The organism is Hyphomicrobium sp., from assembly GCF_036262015.1.
In the GTDB taxonomy this organism is placed as follows: Bacteria; Pseudomonadota; Alphaproteobacteria; order Rhizobiales; family Hyphomicrobiaceae; genus Hyphomicrobium_C.
Window position 1 is genome coordinate 36801 of the sequence record NZ_DATAJR010000003.1, and the last position, 20356, is coordinate 57156.

Consider the following 20356-nt stretch of genomic DNA (forward strand, 5'->3'; position numbering starts at 1 on the left):
CGTGTCACACGAGGGCGACGGGCCACAAGCGGTTCTGTTCGCGTGTGCCATGAACGCCGTGCGAAGCCCTATGGCTGCCGCCATTCTTCAGCACCTCATGGGACAGCGCATGCACGTAGCCTCGGCTGGCGTGCGCGCCGGCATGACCGACCCCTACGCGGTGGCGGTCATGGACGAAATGGGCATCGATATCTCGGATCACGAGCCGACCACCCTGCGCGATATCGACAGCGGGACGTTCGATCTCATCATCACGCTTTCGCCGGAAGCGCACCATCACGGCGTGGAACTCACCCGCATCGTTCCGGCAGACGTCGAGTACTGGCCGACGCCGGATGCCTCCGTGCATATCGACACCGCGAGCCGGGAAGAGGTTCTCGCTGCCTATCGGGACGTGCGCGATTCACTCTTCCAGAGAATCAAGCAGCGTTTCCTGCCGGCAGGTGGCGGACCCAGCGTCTGATATCTCACGCGGAGGGTGAGGACACACGGACGGCAGTGAGGAACCACGTCTCGCGTTGTCCGACGCCTTTGATTTCGATGGGACCGCGCGGTTCGACCTCGAAAACGTCCCGAAGCTTCTCGCATGACGTCGGGCAAATATGTACGCGACCCGGAACCGAGGTGCTCTCCAACCTCGCCGCGAGATTCACGGCATCACCCCAGATGTCGTAGCTGAATTTCTGGCGTCCGATGACTCCGGCCATGACGGGCCCCGTGGCGAACCCCATGCGCATGTTCAGCTCGTGTCCCGTCTCGGCGCGGAGTTCGCGGACGGTTTCTTGCATGTCGAGCGCCATCGATGCCAAGCGGGCCGCAAAGTCGGGCGTAGGTTCCGGAATGCCAGAAGCGACCATGTAAGCGTCGCCAATGGTCTTGATCTTCTCAACCCCATGACGCTCCGCGAGATCGTCGAAACGGGACACCAGCGTATTCAAAAGCGCCACTGTCTCGCCCGCGCCAAGCCGCCGGGCGAGCGGCACGAATCCCGAAATATCCGCGAAGAGGATGGACGCCTCGACGAACGTATCTGCGACCGGCTCGGCCGGTTTCGCCTTCAGCCGTTCGACAACCGTGTCGGGCAGAATGTTGCGGAGGAGCGCATCTGTTTCCGCTTTGGCGTTTTCGGCCAGACGGAACGCGTAGAAGACTGCCGCGGCGATGAGGCCGAATGTCGTGATGGCAGCCTGCGTGTAAAGGGAGTCGAGCACATCCTGGGGCGTTGGAATAGCGGCCTGGGATTGCGGAAACCAGAACCAGCACAATAGGTGCAGCACCAGTGCAACGGCGATGGATGGGATGATGAGCCACATCCGTCCGAGGCCATAGACGACGAAGGTGGCGGCAGCGAAGGCGATGTACTGGATGTGCAGGCCGGAATCGCGGCCGAGGAAATAAGTGAATGCGAACAACGCTGCGCATTCCGTCACGAGAATGAGCAACGCGGCCGCCACGGGGCCAAAGCGGTGAACCAACGGAACGGCCGCAACGATCACGACGATCGCGAAATTGATATAGATGATCGGCCAATAGCGGTCGTAGTCGAGAAAGGTCTGCTGCAGGGCATAGATAAGCGTCGAGACCACGATCAGGTAGGCGATCATGTTCAGAATCATCAGCCGCCGCTTGGTTTCGGGCGGATAGCCTTGGGTTCCCGCCTCGACCAGACGGGCAAGCAACGGCCCAGCTCCCGCCAGCCAACGCGCGCGCGTCAGCTTTTCGAACCCTTTGCCCAAGGGAGGCATGGGATCGTTTTCGGGTGCTTTCGACGACGGCACGGCCCGTGACCTCCCAAACTTAGGTCGTCCGACCTTCCAGCGTAGATCATTTGTCCTCGGACGTGGACATCGGGCTAGTGGCGAACCCAGCGCTCGTTAAACCGGCAGCCGGTGCCAAGCTGTCTTCTATGAAACAATCGGAAAGATCGGCCGGTGCCTCAGGCGCCGGCGATGTTCTCGAGCTCGTCGATGTCGCACGTGAAACGAGTCTCGCTGCGCTCGATGGCCCCGCCCCCCTCCAGAAGGGCGAGAGCGGCGTTCACCTTGGGGCGACTGGCGCCGATAAGCAGGGCCAGTTCGCTCTGGGAGATCGGAAGATCGATGACGATCCGGGCTCCGGGCTTCAGCTCGCCCTTCTGACGGGAAGCCGCCAGAAAGAACCGCGCGAGCCTGACCTCGATCGGATAGAGGGCAATACCTTCGAGCTGGTGATCGGCTTCGCGCACGCGGTTGCAAAGAAACCTGATGACGGCTTCGCGCACGACGGTCCGCTGCTCGATCATGCGAGTCAGCGCTCCTTTGGACAACGTGAGAGCCGTAACCTTCGTCACCGCCGTCGCGTCGGCGCTGCGCACCCCGCCGTCGAGCACCGCGATCTCACCAAAGATATGGCCGGGCTCTGCGTGAGCGAACGACAGCTCGCGTCCTTCGGCTGTCAGAACCGAGAGGCGCACACGTCCTGCCGTGACCAGATAGATGTCGCGGCCAGGATCGCCGCGCGCGAAAATGGATTGTCCGCCATCGAAAGACGCTTCGCGCATCTCTTGCGCAACAGCCTTCCGGTCGGCATCCTCGAGTGCGCCGAAGAGCGGTGTCCGCCCCAGCATTTCGAGCAGTGCTTCCTTGGCAACCATTCAACCCTCCGGCCAGACGGACCGGCCCAATTTTCGCGGGAACAGCGGACATTGGCAACGTGGTTCTTGCTTTTCGGGAGGGCTATCTGCATTCTCCGCACGAGTTTTTTCGAGGGTTTCCGTCCGTGCTGGCGGCTGCGGCGACACGGCGAAACGCCGGAACGGACGTTGCACCGGCAGAGTTGACAGGATCGATCGACCGCCTGTGCCATAGTCCCCTGAGATCCGTTTCTTCTTTATCGGCAAGAGACATGAGCTCCGTTAAGGCTGCCTTCCTGAGTTCCTTCAAACGCACCGACAGCCCCCGCCGCGAAACGCTCCGCCGCGAGCTTGCCCGGGAGCGCGCGAGAGAGGACGGGCCGCCGCAAGCGCCCAAGCTTGTACTCGCAAGTGCAAGCCCCCGGCGCCTGACCTTGCTTGCCCAAGCCGGTATCGAGCCGGATGGGCTACGCCCCGCCAGCATCGACGAGACGCCGCGGATGGCCGAGATGCCGCGCTCGCTCGCCTCGCGCCTTGCGCGCGCCAAAGCCGAGACTGCGCGCGACCAGATCGCCAACGACACGGATATCGCCGGCGCTTACGTTCTGGCGGCCGATACAGTGGTGTCGGTGGGACGGCGCATTTTTGGCAAGCCGGAACACATCGAGGAGGCGGTCGCTACGCTGGAGCGCCTTTCAGGCCGCTCGCATCGTGTCTTGACCGGCATTTGCCTCATAACGCCAGACGACCGCGTGCGCACGAAAATCGTCGACACGCGGGTGCGCTTCAAACACCTTTCTAAACCCGAGATCGAGGCTTACATCGCTTCACGTGAGTGGCGCGGAAAGGCCGGTGGCTACGCCATCCAGGGTCTGGCGGGATGTTTCGTGCGGACGATCACCGGCTCGTACACCAACGTCGTGGGACTGCCGCTCACGGAAGTCGTCAGCCTTTTGATCGGCGAAGGCTTCCCGGTCCACTTCAATTGGCTCAGAGCGGCCGAGATCGACGCCGAGTGAGGTTTTCATCATGACGGGTTCGGAGCGCAAGGATACCCCTGCGGCATCACCGGGGGGCCGCTGCCCCATTTGCGGGAAGCCGACGGTGCACGCCATCAGGCCGTTTTGCTCGTCCCGGTGTGCGGATATCGATCTCGGCCGTTGGGTTTCCGGGGCCTATGTGATTTCCGGCGGACAAACCGATGCCGATGAGGATGGCGACGAGGGCTTCGCAAAGGAGGCGGGAAGCCTCGATCGCGGGCGGGGCTCTGGGGATGAGACGCAATAACTCTCGGTGTCGCCTTTGTGACGCTGGACAGCACCGATCCGACCCCCTATAAAGCCCGAGCTTCGACGCAGGCCTTCGGCCTCAGAAGCAAAAAGCCCAGGTAGCTCAGTTGGTAGAGCATGCGACTGAAAATCGCAGTGTCGGGTGTTCAATTCACCCCCTGGGCACCACTCCCCTTCAAGTCACGGCCAGAACCGCCGAAGCCCTAGCCGCCGGTGCAGCGTATGCACCCGACGAGGACCATCAATGGCTGCGCGCGTCTCCCTGGGCCTAGAGCCGACGGAAGAAGCCACGTTGTGCGCTTTGAAAGTCGGTAGCCAGATCAGACCGGCGCGGACGCAAGCCCCAGGTCCCTGGTCGCGGACTGCGCGCTTTTCAACGTCGCGGTGACTCCGACGGCAGCGAGACTGCGCGCGAAGTCAAGATTACGCTTTCTGAATTGCGCCCTGGTCAGATCTGGCGTCGCAAGCCTTAGAGGCTCGCGCTCTGCGCACTCGGTGATGGCTCGGTCAAGTCCGCTTGGATCTCCGCGGCTCACGCCGATGACTGCGCTTTCCGGAAAACCGAACAGAGCAGCAAGGTTCGTGAACTTGGACGAGTAACCGATGATGTGCACGTCTCGGCCGGACAGCAGCCCCCAATAGGCGGCGTGATAGGAATTCGTGATGATCGTTCGTGTGCGCGTCAGGGCGCTAATGAATTCTGCGGCTGGCAACGCATTCGTGGCGACGAAGGCGCGTGAATTTGCGGCAAGCGCATACTCCCGGCGCTCATCAAGTCCGCCCGAAACTTTCTCGGCAGAATTCAGAAAAATACCGGTCTCGTCACCCAGCGGGAGTTCGGTCACGGGGTGGAACACACTCACGCATGGAACGAGCGGCAACCGGTTCGAGGCAAGAGCGGGATCGCGTGTCGAAGCCTTGTCGTAGGTCAGCCAGCGCAGTGTGGCCTTGACCAAGCCGTCCAGGGATGACGGCTTCGCGCCAAGCACCCAGCTTTGGCCGATGCCCCATGCGATACGAACGCTTGCATCCCGTTTCCTGGCACGGCCACAAAAGAAATTGTTCGAAGCCCCTCCCCCGACAATGAGAGCCGTACGGTCACTCTCAAAATCGAAGTAGTGGCGCGGAGAACAGAGAAAATCCCCGAGGTTGCCTGTATCGCCGTAGTGCAGAAATCCAATAGACGCCGCGCGTTTGCTATTTGTCATTTTTCATCCGTGGCCGGATCGTCGCTCGGCAAATTACCTCTCCCCATAGCTTGGGGCCGTCCTTGGCGTCAATGTGGCTGAACGGAGCGGCGATCGAGGCACATTGCTCTGCGCTAGAGTTTGCGAACCCTAGCGGCCGGGCTGAGCTGGACGCGAGCCGAGCAAGGCGACGGCGCGCGGATCAATCGAGACCGATTTGACCAGAGCGTAGACCTCGCGACCTTCGGAAAGGCCGAGGTCGGCTATCGCGAGACGCGTGAGGTAAGCGGAGATACGGTCGCCACCCAGAAGCTCGACGGTCGCGAGAGCGGACGGGCCATCTCCGGCGGCAATCGTGCGAACGTGTCCCTTCAAAACAGTCCGCACGCTAAGGCCGTGTGGTTTCTCGATGGCGAGGGTGACGTCGGACGCCTGGACCGCGATGCGCACGGCTGCATTCCCGCTGCCGTAGCGACCCGGCAGCGTGATCTCGCCCGCTGGATGCGACAGGATCGTCATTCCGAATTCAGCAATGCCACGGAGGTATTTTCCCGTCAGGAACGAAACGGCCTCGAGCTGATCCGATCCGCCTCCCGGCAATGCGGAGGCAAAAACCTCCGCAGGTGGTCCCTCAGCAATAACTCGTCCATCAGACAGCCGCACAACCACGGTGGCCAGGCGCGCGACCTCCTCCACCGCATGGGAAACGTAGACAATCGGGAGTGCCAGCTCGTCTCGCAGCCGTTCGATGAAGGGCAGGATCTCGAGTTTGCGCTCGGCATCGAGGGAGGCTAACGGTTCGTCCATCACAAGGACGCGCGGCGCAGCGAAGAGGGCGCGGCCGATCGCAACGCGCTGTCTTTCTCCGCCCGAGAGTGTGGCGGGACGCGCATCGAGCAAATGACCGACGCCTAGCAAGTCGATCACCGCTTCCGGCGGAACGCTCGGCTCGTCCTTGGGCGCGAAGTAGCGACCATAGGCGAGATTTTGGCGTACGGAGAGATGCGGCAGGAGCTGGCCATCCTGGAACACGAGTCCAACTCGGCGCTTGTGAACCGGCACGTCGATGGCTGCCGCTGTATCGACCAGGACGCGCCCATCAATGGCAATGTGTCCACGATCCGGTCGTTCCAAACCGGCGATCAGCTTCGCAATCGTCGTCTTGCCGGAACCCGAGGCGCCGAACAGCGCGACACACCCTCCGGGGATTGAGAAATTCGCGTCGAGAACAAATCGCTCACGCGCAAGGCGGCAGGAGAAGCTGATCATTCGAACCCTGCTCTGCGCTGTCCCGCTCGCCTGCTCAGAACTTCCGACGCGATCAGCGCCCCAAATGCGAGGGCGACGGCGATGATCGACAGGCGAAGAGCGCCGGCATCTCCACCGGGTGTCTGCGTGTATGTGTAGATGGCCGCCGGAATGGTCTGCGTCTCGCCGGGGATGTTGGATACGAATGTGATCGTCGCACCGAACTCACCGAGCGCCTTGGCAAAACACAGCATGGCGCCGGCGATGATGCCCGGCAGCGACAAAGGCAGCGTCACCGTCAGGAAAACCCAGATCGGCGATGCACCGAGCGTGGCCGCGGCTTCCTCGCTGCGGCGGTCTATGGCGTCCATTGCAAGACGGATGGCGCGCACCATCAGGGGAAATCCCATGACGGCTGCCGCGAGCGCCGCGCCGGTCCAACGGAAGGAAAACACGATACCGAACGTCTGCTCGAAGAATGCGCCGAGTGGTCCTCGCCGGCCGAACAGCAGGAGCAGCGCGTATCCCGTCACGACAGGGGGCAGGACGAGCGGCATGTAGACGAGGCCATCAAGAATGAATTTGCCACGGAACCGGCCGCGCGACAGCAGGTAGGCCACGAACACGCCCACTGGCAGGCTCGCCAGCATCGCGACCGTTGCCACACGGAGCGAGAGCTTGATCGCGACAAGTTCTTCGGGAGTGATCGCCCACATAGCTTGTTTTCTTTCTACTCCTCACTCCGCCAGGCGGTCGGCCGAATGCCCTGACCCGGGCTATCTCATCCTGGTGGGCTCAGCCCACCTTCTAGCCGCCACACCTTAAACGGCGACTTCTCAGCGACAAGCTTGTATGTCGCCCCGGCGTTGTAGCGCGCGCGGCAGAAGTGCTGGAAGAGATCGATATTGTCCTTTCGGGCCAGGATCGAGATCGTTCTATCCGTGCAAAGGGATCTACTGAAATCGGTGACGCCCCACGTTTTCAGGATTTCATCGACGTAGGGGGCGCGCGTCGCCGCGCCGATGCCAACGAATTTGCGGTCGCTGAGAAATGGGGCATTGCCCCACAGCGACATCAGATAGTTGGCATCCACAGCCGAGCCCCAGACAATTGTCCGATCCGTGAGGTCCCGCTGCACATGTGCAAAGGCACGGGTGTATTCGTGAGCGATCGAACGATCGTACGACGCGTGCATGGCGTTCAAGGCCAAGAGATATGCGGATGTTGCCCCTAGGCCAACCTTTGCCCAGCGCCGCACCGGCAAGGGTGGACGCGAATTCAGCATCAACACATAGGCGAGACCGGCGAGGAAGACGATCAGCGACAGGGATATTCTTTCGAGCGGCGGTCTGCCGCCCAGGAAAACCAGCAAAAATGCGCCGCCCGCGCCCAACAGTCCGCCCACGACATAAATGCGCGCGGAAGCTCTGGCGGCAGCAATGGAGGCAAGAAGCGAAAGCGATACCGTCAGGAGGGCGATGGAACTCGTGGACAGGATCATCCAGGAGCGCACGAGATAGAGTCCCAAGCCTGAGCGCGAATTGTGGAACGCGTGCGCGGACGCAATCATCTTGATGTTGTCGAAGCTGAAAAGCGGATCGCGCGCGTACCATGCCTTGAACAGCAGGTAGTCGTTTCTCGACCATCCCGCCTTCGCATAGGCGTCGGATCCCTCAACCCACGGCACACTTTGAAAATCGTTGAAAAGCGCGCGAACCCGCAAGTAAGAGCGCACTTCCTTCCAGGTGGGATCGATTGCGTAGGATATGGCGTCAACGGCAAGGACGACAACCGTGAGTGCAACACCGGCAGACAGGATCTTTATCGTCCGGTTGCGATAGGTGCCTTCCGACGAGAGTAGGCCAATCATCAGCGCCGGTAGAGCTGCAAATGCGAGCATCGCGGCGCTTTCCCATCTCAGGATCACGCTCACCAACAGCAGCGACAACGCGACCGCAAGCCACCTTCGAGAGGCCGTGGCGACATATTCGTTGGCTGCGACGGCGGCCGAGACGCACAGCGCCGCAGCCGTGGTAGTATATTGAGGATTCATGATCGCCGTAAGGCAAATCCCGACGGCAGCGAGCAGACCAACCGGGACGAGATCGGCGGACCTCTGGACCGCGGTAGCCATGATCGTGGCGGCGGCTCCGGCCAGCATGAGGGTCGTCAGCCACGCATGGGCCGTCGACGACAGCACCCAGGAGGCCGCGCCGACCAAATGCCCGTAAAGCAAGTTCGAAAAAATAAGTTGAGGCTCGGGCCGTGACGCTATGCCAAATCCGCTGCCCAACATGGCCAAAGCGGCGTCATCGTTGGTTTGAAAGACGGGATCGAACAGCGCCGCCAACGCACAGAAGACCACGAATATGAGCGTGGGCCAAATCCACCGGGACAGCGGACGCATGTCTCCAACCCCGACCAATGCGCACGAGAGACCTGATCCCTAGCATTGGTTGTTACTGCGCCGCGAGTTCTTTTAGGAACACGTGCTTCGAACCGGATCCCTCGCGGCTTTTGGGGGCGCCGCCCGCGAATGTGTTCTAACTCCCTATTGTTGCCTGCCGAACGAGACCGCGCAGACCTTTGAGATCGGGTTCGTGACGAACTCCCCTTGCAATATTCTCTCTGTGCTGGGCAGAACTTGCTGATACTGCACGTACTCAAAATGGTCGAGCGGGCCGCGGTGCACCTGGGAGAGATACTGGAGCTGGGCGCGATAGTTGTCGAACAGGCACCCGCTCTTGCCGATCGAGCCCCGGCGGAATGCCAGCGTGTTTCCGAAGTAGAGGCGGTCCGACTTGTGAATGGCCAGGCGCTTTCCCTCCTCAGACAGAACCGGAAGGAGTGTTCGCTCTCCGGACGGGCTCACGGCATAGAGGACGTACCATTTCTCGGCCAAGCGAAGATCGTCTTTGTTGAACACATTGATGGGCGCAATGCCGTAGAAATGCGCTGCGTTCGCCGCCGTCGTCGTCAGCTTCTGAATGGGATCCGGAAACGGCTTTCCTGACCAGCCCAGGAAGGGCGCCGGGATTGAGATCAAATAGATAAGGGCCAGGAAGGTGACGTGCATCGCTGTCGGCGCAATCGGATTTCTCGCTCCAATCTCGCGAGTTGCCTGGGCGCCAGGCGCGAGAAGAGCATAGTCTGCTTTTAGAGACGGGCGCTCGCAGACACCGAAGAGCCGCGTCCGACGATCTGCGATGAACCGATAGATGGCCGGCCCGCCGATGTAGCGGCCTACGACGAGCAGTGGGTAGAACGGCAGCAGAAGCAGAACGTGCTTCGTGAGCAGGACGTAGAATTCGTAGCCTTTCTCGATCTGCCTCTTGCCGGCCGCCTCAACACCAAAGAGATCGGCCTGGGCGGCACTGGGATCGATCCCGTGCTCGAGCAACCAGTCCTGGTTCTTGGACAGCGGCTTCAACTTTACGCGGCCAAACACGTCGACAGTCTTCACGAAAGCGACTGTGCGGTCGCAGAGATTGCAGCGATCGTCGTAAGCGACGTTCAAGACGTTCGCACCCGACATGAACTTGCTCTGCCAGAACCAGCCGGCGAGCATCAGGAACTCGAAGTGGGAAAGCCAGCCCAGCTGAAGCACAAACATGCTGAGGGAGTAGAACAGGATTGCCCACGAGATGACGTAGGTCTTGAACCATCCTCCCAGCAGCACGAACGGCAAAAACAGAGCGTACCAGGGAAGCATGGCCCATAGCGCAATGCGGCCAAGCATGACCGCCCAGGATCCAAGCGCAAAGAACGCAGAGAACTGATCGGAATATGCCGACGCGAAGTTGTTGGTGAGCAAGAGAGGCCCGGCCGTGCCACTCATCCAGGCGGGTTCATTCAGGTGCATGCACAGCGAGTAGGTGCACACGCACCAGTACCCCAGCAGTGAGAGAAACTTGGCGATCTGGAGGGTGTTGTCCGAAGGAAGGCCGTTGGAATAGTAGAGTGCGCCGATCCCCCTGCCGAGCAAGCCGCCGCGCTTCATCAAGATGCGATCAAGCGAGACATGCGCACCCGCGTTCGCAAAAATTAGCAAAAGCGCGAAAATGGCCGCGATATCGTTTCCAAGCGTGCTCGTCCCAAGCACGGAATCGCCAACCTGCCATTGGACCATCATCAGGTAGGCAAGTGCGATTTGCGTCGAGAAACCAAGCGCGACACACGTGGCAGCGACCACGTTCAGGACCGCGAGGCACCAGATGATCGGCTGGTTCCAGTCGGATGGCTGCAGATAGTAAAGAATGTAGGTCGCACGCTCCAGCATGAACATGCCGAATGCAAAGCGGAGCAGCGCAAACTTCGGCATTTCGGCTACGGCGTCCGAGCTAAACGCCCCACGCCGCGCGAGGAACGCCGCGAAGCGGTTCAAGCATGAAAGGATCTGCGCTCGCACCGACTGCAGCTCCGCAATCGCGAAGCAAAGCGCGAGGCTCAGAATGAAGAAGGCCGTAACGTCGGCACGAGCAAATATTCGTCCCTGTATCCAAGGAAGCGCCATGGCTGAAACGGCCGCAGCAGACAACGCGAAGATCACGGTTCGCGCGCGCTCCCACGAGAATACCGACGCGTTCGATGCAGAATCGACGGTTACCATGGAATGAGCCCCCTCCTGCGCGAGACCACGCGTCGGCAATGCGCAACTTTCCTCTAGCCACCGATTCGGCCGGAGCTGTCAGTCCGTATTGTTGCGTATTGCGCTACCCGTCACTCGATGAGAGCCGCTCGATCTTGAGCGGCCTCTAAATCAGGGCATCACGTTTGTGAGCCCGAACGAGCCCCCCAGACCGGCACGTTGATCAACTGTCCGGCATTGACGCGGGGAAGTTACGAGCACGCGACTAGTCGTCAAGCTCGCATCGTCACGCTGGCACTTTCCAACTCGGCCCTCAAGTGCACGACGTGACATGTCCACCAGCACTCCCCAACAGACTAGGGGTAGGACCGTTTCAGCGTGCGCTTTCGCTATCCGTAGTTGCCCGGTCGCAACTTTCCTTCGGTGCGAACAGCGGAGGAATGCACTTGGAGCGTAAACTTCAATCGAAGGCCGATGCGTCGGTGTCCTTCTGTCCACAACAACCTTTGGCGGTGGTCTCGGTGTCGTTGCACTGACCTGGGGAGTGCCTTATGAGAAAATTGCTCGCTGGAATTGTCTGTGCGCGTCAGATCTCGAGCTTCCCCAGTATCTCGCAACATAAACTCCAGTCGAGGATGCGCACCCGATGGCAGGATCTTGGGTAGTAACCAACGAGGACCTGAGTGACCGTGACCGGGATCTCTCCCTTGCCGATTTTCTTTCGCACCTTGGTCAGTGGCGCTGGACACTCCTCGGCTTCCTCATTCTTGGTATCGCGCTGTCGGTCCCGGTTGCGTACTTTTATGCGGTCCACTACAGCAAGGTCATTACACTGAAAATATATGCGACCGGCACACCAACGGATACGCAGGATCAGGTCACCGATCAGCTTGGTACGGCTCTATTAGCTGGCGGGTTCGTTCCCGTACTTGGCCGCGACCCGGGGGTATTTACTCTTCGCATGCCCTATCGCGAGAGCGACGAGGATCTCGTTGGAACCAAAGTCGAGAAACTGAAAGAGGTCGTTGCGGCTTTCGAGCACCGCATCGATGCGAAAGTTGATGGCGTGTTCTCTGCCGTTCGCGATGGAGTGAAAGGGACCGAACGCCCGGAGAATATGGACATCCTGGTCCAATTCAATTCCTACCTAATCGGACGGCGGGAAGGGATGATCAATCTGGTCCAGGTTTCCGTCAATGATCAGCGTCCTGCAAAGTGGGCGCCTGTGCTGATCACGGCACTATTGTCGCTGGCCGTAGCCGGTGTCGGGGTTCTTTTCACCCTATTGTTCGGCTCGCCGGCTCGTTTGACTAATCGGTTGGCCTGAAGTTTGTCCGCCGGCGAGGTTCCTATGCTTCGCCTCGCGATGACATCCATAGACAGTTTCCCCTTGCTGATGTCTATTGCGGCGGCGTGCACCGACGCCCCCGGGCTGCGGAGCACTTAGGGGTAAAGCTGAAGAAAATCCGCGCAATGAGCAAGACGTGGCGAGAGCTCGGCGCATGGACAGAGCGCCTCACGAAAAGCCAGTTCTTGCGCTCCGTCATCGCCCTCACTTCGGCGAGCGCCGTCGGCCAGCTCATTCTGTTGGCTGCAATGCCGCTGGTCACGCGGCTCTACAGTCCCTCTGACTTCGGCATCTTCGCGGTCTTCAGCGCCATACTCGCCGTCGTCCTCGTCGCGTCCAGCTTGCGCTACGAGCTCGCCATCCCCTTGCCGAAGGGCACGGAGGGCGCGCGCGTGCTTCTGTTCCTGGCTCTCCTGATTAACGTTGTGACCGCGATAGTCGTTGCCATTGTGGTTGCCATTTGGGGGCGGGATTTCGCTCAACTCTACAATCTCCCCGATCTGGCGCCCGCGCTTTGGATGCTGCCGTTGGTCTTGCTTGGAGCGGGCAGCTATCGAACCTTCCGCATGTGGGCCGTGCGTCGTGGCGATTTCAACGCCATCGCGACCACCAAGATTACGCAGGCCGCCTCCAACGTGATCTTCCAGATCGCGTGCGGGCTCGCATCGTTTGGTGTCGCCGGACTGGTCATCGGGCAATTCTTCGGTTTTTCGGCCGGCACGTTCAAACTCGGCCGGGGCGTCACGTTTTCGATGGGGGACGTCAGCTCGCGAATGTGGCAGCGCCTATCGGTCCTTGCGCGGCGCTACATCCGATTTCCAAAATTCGATGTCGCAGCGGCGATCATCAACGCTATCAGCATGCAGCTCCCGAATTTCCTGCTGGCGATCCTCTTCACTCCTACCGTTGCCGGCCTGTATCTGCTCGCGGACCGGGCCTTAGGCGCACCCTTGAGCCTTCTCAGTCAGTCGATCGGGCAGGTTCTGTACTCTCGGAGCCGCAAAGCCGTCGAACAGGGCCGGATTGGCGACCTAGCAACGAACATCCTGGGTGGCCTGGCTGCGATTGCCTTTGTTCCGACCCTTGTCATGTTCCTGTGGGGCGAGAAGATTTTCACCCTGGTCTTCGGTCACGAATGGGCCGCGGCCGGCAGCTACGCGAGCTGGTTGATCATCGGCATAACGGCGAACTTCCTCTACTCTTCGGTCTCGCTCATTCTCATGGCGACGAATGCGCAGAACCTCAATCTCTATATCCACTCGTCTATGCTGGGCGCCAAAACTGCAGCCCTTGTCTTTGGCTACCTGTACGGCGACCCCTATGTCGCAATTGTCGCCTTTGCATTGACCAACGCGCTTTCTAACATCGCCGGGACCTACGCAATTGTTCTTCACGCCCGCCGCTACGCCCTCTCAGGGGGCAGAAAAGCGTGACGGGGCGAATTGTGGATTGCACGATCCAAGGTTCACCGACTACACCACCTCGAGCACCTAATCTGCCTTCGCCCAACGTTGTTTGTTGCAGCGATGCTGGCCCGATGGAGTGAATAAGAGATTGGCCCATATAGCGCATCTCACTTCCGCGCATCCGAGGCGCGATACGCGGATCTTTCTCAAGCAGTGCCGCTCACTGGCCGCTGCTGGGTACAATGTGTCCCTGGTCGTCGCCGATGGACTGGGCAACGAAGCGCTGGACGGTGTCAATGTTATCGACACGGGAAAATCCCGTGGCCGGCGCGATCGCATGTTGCACGCAACGCGCCGCGTTCTCCAGAGTGCGTTGGACCTGGATGCTGATCTCTATCACCTCCATGATCCCGAGCTGCTTCCGATTGCACTCACGCTCAAGCGTCGTGGCAAACGCGTGATTTTCGATTCACATGAGGATCTGCCCGCCCAGATCTTGACCAAACCGTATCTTCGGGCCGGCTTGCGTGCGCCGATCTCTGGCGCGGTCTCGCTGTTCGAGCGCTTCGCGTGCGCACGCATGAACGCAATCGCAACGGCGACGCCGGCCATCCAGAGAAAGTTTGCAGGCCACGGCATCTACTCTCTCGACATCAACAATTTTCCTTTGCTGGGAGAGCTCGAGGCCGACGTGCCTTGGACCGACAAGCAAAAGGAAGTTTGCTATGTCGGTGGCATCGCCGAAATCCGCGGTATTCGCGAGGTTGTTGCGGCGATGGCTCTCTCGAAATCCGGAGCGCGGCTCAATCTCGGCGGCGAATTTCCGAAAGGAACGCTTCGGGCCGAGGTCGCGCAAGATCCAGGGTGGAGCAAAGTCAAAGAACTCGGGTTTCTTTCGCGCGAAGACGTCAGAGCCGTACTCGGTCGCTCGGCCGCCGGCATCGTGACGTTCCTTCCGGCGCCAAACCACATCGACGCGCAGCCCAACAAAATGTTCGAGTACATGTCGGCTGGAATTCCCGTCATTGCTTCCAATTTTCCCCTTTGGCGCGAAATCATCGAAGGAAATGATTGCGGTCTTTGTGTCGATCCTCTGGATTCGTCCGCAATTGCAGAAGCGATCGATTGGCTGGTGGAAAATCCTGAGTCGGCGCGTCGCAAAGGCGAAAACGGGCGCCGCGCCGTTCATGAGCGCTACAATTGGTGCGCCGAGGAAAAAAAGCTTCTCGGTCTCTACGAGCGGGTCCTCAGCCAAACTTGAATTCCGGTCGGCATCTTGTATGCCTCTTGCACAAACTGGAACCGGAGGGGGCGCGCTACCAAGATGAAGACAATCGCCACGGTTGTGGGAGCCCGCCCGCAGTTCATCAAAGTCGCGCCTGTCAGCAAGGCGTTGGCCGATACCGGAGCCATCAAAGAAGTTCTGATTCACACGGGTCAGCATTTCGATGCCGGAATGTCCGACGTGTTCTTCGAGGAGCTGGGACTTCCCAAGCCCGATCACCATCTCGAAATCCATGGCGGCGGGCACGGTGCCATGACGGGCGCCATGCTGCAGAAGCTCGAGCCTGTGCTCGAGGAGCTTCGCCCCGACCGGGTGTTGGTCTACGGCGACACGAACTCGACGCTCGCAGGGGCCCTGGTGGCCGCGAAGCTGCACATTCCAGTCGCGCACGTCGAAGCGGGACTGCGTTCGTTCAACCGCCTCATGCCAGAGGAATTGAACCGTATCGTTGCAGACCAGCTCTCGGATTTGTTGTTCACGTCCACAGACGTTGCGACGAAGAACCTGGAGCGCGAAGGCATCGCCAAGTCGCAGATCTTCCAGGTCGGTGACGTGATGTACGACGCGGCGCTCCAATTTAGCGATGCCGCCGCGAGCCGGAGGGGATTACTCGACTCGTACTCCGTCGAGCCAGGGCGCTATGTTCTGGCGACGGTTCATCGCGCTGAAAATACCGACGACAGCGGCAGGCTGCGGAACATTGTCACCTCGCTTGAAGCGGTCGCGAAGGAAATTCCTGTTCTGCTGCCGATCCACCCGCGGACGACCGGCAGGATGAAGGCCGCTGGTTTGAGTTTCGAGCGGGTGCGAACAATGCCTCCGGTGGGCTATCTCGATATGGCTGCGCTTGAATCGCAAGCCGCCGTGATCGCAACAGACTCCGGCGGCGTGCAGAAGGAAGCCTTCTTCTACAAGGTGCCGTGCGTCACCCTTCGCGACGAGACCGAATGGGTTGAGCTTGTCGACCTTGGCTGGAATCGTCTTGCATCTCCGTCGAGCCCTGATCTCGCGCGCACAATTCTTCAGGCCTTGGGACGGCAAGGCACGCACGCTCAACCCTACGGAGACGGCAAATCCGCTCGGGCTATCGCGCAAATTCTCGCGCGTTGAACAGAAACTGCGCGGCTGGAAGTCTGATCCAAGGCAGGATAGGGATGGCATACTCCGATCACGTCCCGAGGCGACTTGGAACAAACCGCAGGCGCACATTTTCCGAGTTGCCGCCGTGGTTGTCGGTCGTCGCGCTCAATTCACTGCGGATCGCGAGCTACATACTTTCTGCAGTCACGCTGGTTTTCCTTGTGCTGGTGCTCGAGCGCTGCCGGCACGGATTGGATTTCACGGACGAGAGCTTCTTCCTGAATTGGATTTCCAATCCTTGGATCTACCCGTTCTCGATCTCACAGTTCGGATTTTTCTATCACCCGTTCTACCTGCTGGTGCAAGGCGATATCGTGCTGTTGCGCCAGCTCAACATTCTGGCGACCTTTGGCCTTGCACTTGTTTTGATCTTCGCCCTTGTGCGCGATGAAAGGCCATGGCGTGGTCCGGGGTGGACGACGGATCTTGCGGTGTCGTTCACGCTCGCGCTTCCGAGCCTTTTCTTCCTGCTGCAGTGGATTGCGACACCTGGATACAATTCTCAGACCCTGCAGGGCCTGCTTCTCGCTGCGATCGGCGTCGTCATGAATCGGCGCTCTTCCGGTCCCGACGACGCGCATTTCTCGCCGGCACCTGCCATTGCGCTCGGTATTGGCGGCTGGATGGTCGCGCTCGCGAAACCGTCGTCCGCCGGCCTCCTCGCTCCGGCGGCGTTGTTTATGGTTCTAGCTACGGGCCGGCGCCCTCTGCGCACGCTCGTTGTCGCTACTGGGACCGCGCTGGCGCTTGTCGTCGCTACCGTCTTCATCGTGGACGGCTCGCCGGTGGCCTTCGCCAACCGCATCCATCTCGGCATGGTTTCGGCGTTTGAGCAATCGCCGCGCTACGGAATCAAAACGATGCTCACTTGGCATGGCCTTTGGCCGACCAAGTTGGAAATCGTGGTCTTCTGCGCTCTTGCCGCCGCTTCTGCGGCCCTGATGCTTCTGACGAAGTTCAGACGGGATATCGGGGCCATGGCTCTCGGTATGCTCGCCGTCGTGGCGGCCGGACTGGCCTGCGCGCTCATGCTTCGGCCGGAGCTCGCTCTTGCGTGGCCGCGCATCAGGATCGACACGGCTGTGCTGCTTGCGGCTGCGCCGTGTGGCGTTATAGCCGCCGCTGTTCTCTTGGCCGGATGGCAAAAGCTGCTGTCGCGGCGCGTTCTACAGGCAGCAGCGCTCACCATCTTCCTTGTGCTTTGCACCTATTTCTTCGCAGTCGGCACCAATACGGCCGTTGCCAGGAGATCCTTGTGGGCGCTCGTGTTCGTCGGTGCGGCCGGTGTCGTTGCGTCAAGGGCGCTGTTGTCTCCGCGCCTCGCCCGGACGGCGGCACTTACGATCGCCGCGGTGGGATTGCCGATCTCCGTGCTCATGCTCGTTTACTCGATGGAGACTCCCTACCGTTCTCCGACGCCTTTGCGGAAGCAGACGACAGAGCTTTCTGTCGGTCCGAGTCCTTCGACCAAGATCCTGATCGATGAGGAGGCGGCTCGGTATATCACCGAGCTAAGGACTGCGTTTCACGAGAATGGCGGGGCGGAAGGTACGCCCGTTCTCGATTTGACCGGCGCAAGCCCCGGTGCGCTGTTCGCCATCGGCGCAAAGGCCGTTGCGCTTCCCTGGATGATCGGGGGCTATCCAGGGAGCGAGTCCCTTGCAAATCGCGCGCTGTCTTTCGTGCCGTGTGCGGAGCTGGCGAGAACGTGGCTTCTGCTGTCACCTTCAGGGACGCGGCCGCTTCCGAATACGCTCCTGAATAGAGCCGGACTGAATGTTCCCCGGGTGAGCGTTGCGCGCGTGCGCGAGCCAAACGGCGAAGCAACGCAGATATTCGAGAGGCCCGAGGCGCCTCACTCAGGCGCTGCCTGTTCCCCTTAGGCCGAGGCCATCGGATCCACTGCGATCAATGGATGGTTTGAGAGATGGCGTCGCTCCAAGCGGGCTCGGCCACGGCGTCTGTGCGATCCACTGACATGGTGACTTGGAATGGCCGATAGCCCTCCACCGTCCGCAAGAGGATGGATTGGATCGTTGTCAGGTCTCGCGCGCCCATGGCCGCTTTCAGCTGGTCCAGCTCGTTTCTCAAATCCGGCGCGAGCAGGAACGGCTCGTCAGACTTGAAGATGCGTGGATGCTCCGTCTCGTCCGTATGGGCGCCGATCAGCAGCTCCTCGTAGAGCTTCTCGCCCGGTCGGAGACCCGTGTAGTCGATTGCAATATCACCGTCCGGATTGTTCTCATCGCGCACTTCGAGGTTCGACAATCGCACCATGAGCCGTGCCAGATCGTCGATCCTGACGGGATCTCCCATCTGCAGCACAAATACCTCGCCGCCCTTTGCCATCGCGCCAGCCTGGACGACGAGCTCGGCAGCCTCCGGGATCGACATAAAATACCGCGTGACCTCGGGATGGGTCACGGTGATGGGGCCACCGGCCCGGATCTGCTGGCGGAAGCGCGGCACAACGGAGCCGGAGCTATCGAGGACATTGCCGAAACGCACAACGGTGAAGACCGTAGAGCCTTGTTCGGCTGCCAGAGACTGCAGGACCAGCTCGGCCAGGCGCTTGCTCGCCCCCATGGTGTTCGTCGGACGTACGGCTTTGTCCGTCGACACGAGGACGAAGCGTTCGACGCCGGCCTTCAATGCACATTCGGCGACGATACTTGTGCCGAAGGCGTTGTTGCTGAGCCCCGCGATCGGATTGTGCTCGACGAGAGGGACATGCTTGTACGCCGCCGCATGGAAAATCGTCTCGATGGCGTTGTCGGCAATGACGTCGTTCACGAGCTTTGCATCGAGCACCGAGCCCAGAACCGCTTTGACGACCGGCTTCGGTGCATGGTCCGGCAGCTTGGCCAGGGCTTCCAGGATTTCGATTTCGATTTTGTAGAGAGCCGGCTCGGAAATATCGAAGAGCACCAGAAGGCGCGGCGACTGTTGGACGACCTGCCGTACAAGCTCCGACCCGATCGAGCCACCGGCTCCGGTTACGAGGATGGATTTTCCCTGCGTATTTCGCGTCATCAACTCGACATTGGGTTTGACCGGATCGCGGCCGAGCAAATCGCCGACCTCGACGTCGCGCAGATTGCTGACGTCGACTTGACCGGAGGCGAGGTCTTCGTAGGCGGGCAGGACCTTCACCGCGACCCGCAACTGCTCAAGTTCCTTCAAGACGTCCCTACGCTCGCGGCGCTGATTGCCGGGAAGCGCGACGAGCACTTCGGCGATGCCTTGGCGTTCGATGAGGCGTGGAAGGCGCTGCGGCGCGTGCACCTTCACGCCCATCACGTATTGCCGCCAGAGTGTCGGGGACCGGTCGATGAACCCGACGACCTCGCGATCGCGCGCGCGCCGCACATTCGCCAGGAGCTCAATGCCCATGCGGCCTGCACCGTAGATGAGCGTCGGCTTGAGCGGGGCATCGACGCGAAGGGGCGGAACGCGAATGTTAGCGCTTTCAAGCAGGAGCTTGATCGCATAGCGAACGAGCGCAAGCAAAACCGCCGCAGCAACGCCGAATAAAATAATTGCCGTACGCGGCACACCATTCTGGCCGGTCATGAACACGATGAGGGACCAAACAAGGGTGCCCAGCGCGACGGCCATGACGACTTGGCTCGTTCCCCGGTAGCCCACGTAGCGCGTCACCAGGCGGTAAATGCCAAACCACCACAGGGTCGCGACGCAGATCAGGGGGGCCGCAATCATCAGAGCCACTGTTGCGCCCGAGGTCGGTACATAGAGCGTGCCGAGGCGGAACGAAAATGAGGCCCAGAGCGCAAAGCTCAACAGAGACAGGTCGATAATCACAAGCGCGGCACGCTTGTGATAGCGTGGCGTGTTCAGAATCCACGCCTGCAGGCCGCCCTTTTCTCGCTTAGATTCCAATTGGCTCCCCGAAGCGGCGCAATAGCCGCTGACTGCCCCAGAACTGATAGAAAATTTTTGGGCAGCCTAGCCATGATGACTGCCCCGAGCAAGCGGTGTATGCGGGTTCATCGACGGGTTTGCGCGTGGGCCTGTCCGGTCCCAAAAAGGGCCGTTTCCGCAGCTTCGGCTTGCCAAATCGGCGGCCGTTCGCCCGTGCGCGCCTACACGGCCCGCTGTTTGACAGGTTGCCGGGAAGCGTGCAATCGAACGCCTCTCGCCGTATCGCGTGCAAACGTCCGACGAGCGGGACATGCCTAGGCCTTCAGTCCGCAAACAGGCGAGTAGCGCACAATTTTTGGGCTTGCGTGTTCC

16 protein-coding genes and 1 tRNA gene are annotated in these 20356 nt (G+C 60.6%); 9 read left to right on the top strand and 8 right to left on the bottom strand.

The features are described from left to right. The first annotated feature begins 1 nt into the window (after position 1). Positions 2–463: a low molecular weight phosphatase family protein gene (locus tag VHO05_RS00800; protein ID WP_329644706.1), complete on the top strand. Its 462-nt coding sequence runs from the start codon at positions 2–4 to the stop codon at positions 461–463. Between the two features lie 4 nt (positions 464–467). On the opposite strand, the gene VHO05_RS00805 is transcribed toward VHO05_RS00800, so the two are convergent. Both VHO05_RS00805 and VHO05_RS00810 read right to left on the bottom strand, forming a co-directional pair. After that, entirely contained in the window at positions 468–1778 is a 1311-nt protein-coding gene (locus VHO05_RS00805) for an adenylate/guanylate cyclase domain-containing protein (protein WP_329644707.1), read from the bottom strand. A gap of 158 nt (positions 1779–1936) precedes the next feature. After that, positions 1937–2632 carry a Crp/Fnr family transcriptional regulator gene (locus VHO05_RS00810; RefSeq protein ID WP_329644708.1) on the bottom strand — a complete coding sequence of 232 codons (696 nt, stop codon included), beginning with the start codon at positions 2630–2632 and terminating at the stop codon, positions 1937–1939. A 251-nt stretch (positions 2633–2883) separates the two neighbouring features. Between VHO05_RS00810 and VHO05_RS00815 the strand changes: the two genes are divergently transcribed. The 3 genes from VHO05_RS00815 to VHO05_RS00825 all read left to right on the top strand — a co-directional run bounded on the left by VHO05_RS00815 (position 2884) and on the right by VHO05_RS00825 (position 4068). Then, positions 2884–3630, top strand: coding sequence for a Maf-like protein (locus VHO05_RS00815; protein WP_329644709.1), 747 nt, complete (start codon positions 2884–2886; stop codon positions 3628–3630). A gap of 10 nt (positions 3631–3640) precedes the next feature. Continuing rightward, on the top strand, positions 3641–3898 hold the full coding sequence (gene yacG / locus VHO05_RS00820) for a DNA gyrase inhibitor YacG (RefSeq protein ID WP_329644710.1): 258 nt from the start codon (positions 3641–3643) through the stop codon (positions 3896–3898). Between the two features lie 94 nt (positions 3899–3992). After that, positions 3993–4068 (top strand) — tRNA-Phe (locus VHO05_RS00825). Positions 4069–4220: 152 nt separating this feature from the next. Here VHO05_RS00825 and VHO05_RS00830 read toward each other — a convergent pair. The 5 genes from VHO05_RS00830 to VHO05_RS00850 all read right to left on the bottom strand — a co-directional run bounded on the left by VHO05_RS00830 (position 4221) and on the right by VHO05_RS00850 (position 10944). Further along, the gene (locus VHO05_RS00830; protein ID WP_329644711.1) at positions 4221–5108 is read right to left on the bottom strand and encodes a hypothetical protein; all 888 of its coding nucleotides are present in this window, start codon (positions 5106–5108) and stop codon (positions 4221–4223) included. Positions 5109–5237: 129 nt separating this feature from the next. Further along, on the bottom strand, positions 5238–6356 hold the full coding sequence (gene modC / locus VHO05_RS00835; protein WP_329644712.1) for a molybdenum ABC transporter ATP-binding protein: 1119 nt from the start codon (positions 6354–6356) through the stop codon (positions 5238–5240). Next, positions 6353–7051 carry a molybdate ABC transporter permease subunit gene (gene modB / locus VHO05_RS00840; RefSeq protein ID WP_329644713.1) on the bottom strand — a complete coding sequence of 233 codons (699 nt, stop codon included), beginning with the start codon at positions 7049–7051 and terminating at the stop codon, positions 6353–6355. Before modB ends, modC begins: the two co-directional genes overlap by 4 nt. Before the next feature lie 65 nt (positions 7052–7116). Further along, entirely contained in the window at positions 7117–8742 is a 1626-nt protein-coding gene (locus VHO05_RS00845) for a hypothetical protein (RefSeq protein WP_329644714.1), read from the bottom strand. A gap of 144 nt (positions 8743–8886) precedes the next feature. Next, positions 8887–10944: a DCC1-like thiol-disulfide oxidoreductase family protein gene (locus tag VHO05_RS00850; RefSeq protein ID WP_329644715.1), complete on the bottom strand. Its 2058-nt coding sequence runs from the start codon at positions 10942–10944 to the stop codon at positions 8887–8889. Positions 10945–11569: 625 nt separating this feature from the next. Between VHO05_RS00850 and VHO05_RS00855 the strand changes: the two genes are divergently transcribed. From VHO05_RS00855 to VHO05_RS00875, 5 genes are all read left to right on the top strand, one after another. Continuing rightward, positions 11570–12250: a hypothetical protein gene (locus tag VHO05_RS00855; RefSeq protein ID WP_329644716.1), complete on the top strand. Its 681-nt coding sequence runs from the start codon at positions 11570–11572 to the stop codon at positions 12248–12250. Positions 12251–12396: 146 nt separating this feature from the next. Continuing rightward, complete coding sequence (locus tag VHO05_RS00860) at positions 12397–13704, top strand: lipopolysaccharide biosynthesis protein (protein WP_329644717.1); 1308 nt, start codon at positions 12397–12399, stop codon at positions 13702–13704. 121 nt (positions 13705–13825) lie between these two features. Next, positions 13826–14938 (top strand): glycosyltransferase family 4 protein, encoded by a 1113-nt coding sequence (locus tag VHO05_RS00865; RefSeq protein ID WP_329644718.1) that lies wholly within the window; start codon positions 13826–13828, stop codon positions 14936–14938. Between the two features lie 63 nt (positions 14939–15001). Beyond that, a complete protein-coding gene (wecB, locus tag VHO05_RS00870) occupies positions 15002–16072 on the top strand; it encodes a non-hydrolyzing UDP-N-acetylglucosamine 2-epimerase (protein ID WP_329644719.1) in 1071 nt (356 codons plus the stop codon). Between the two features lie 44 nt (positions 16073–16116). Further along, positions 16117–17985 (top strand): hypothetical protein, encoded by a 1869-nt coding sequence (locus VHO05_RS00875; protein WP_329644720.1) that lies wholly within the window; start codon positions 16117–16119, stop codon positions 17983–17985. A gap of 25 nt (positions 17986–18010) precedes the next feature. Here the strand turns inward: VHO05_RS00875 and VHO05_RS00880 are convergent, their stop codons facing one another. Next, entirely contained in the window at positions 18011–20002 is a 1992-nt protein-coding gene (locus VHO05_RS00880) for a nucleoside-diphosphate sugar epimerase/dehydratase (RefSeq protein ID WP_329644721.1), read from the bottom strand. Positions 20003–20356 lie beyond the last annotated feature (354 nt).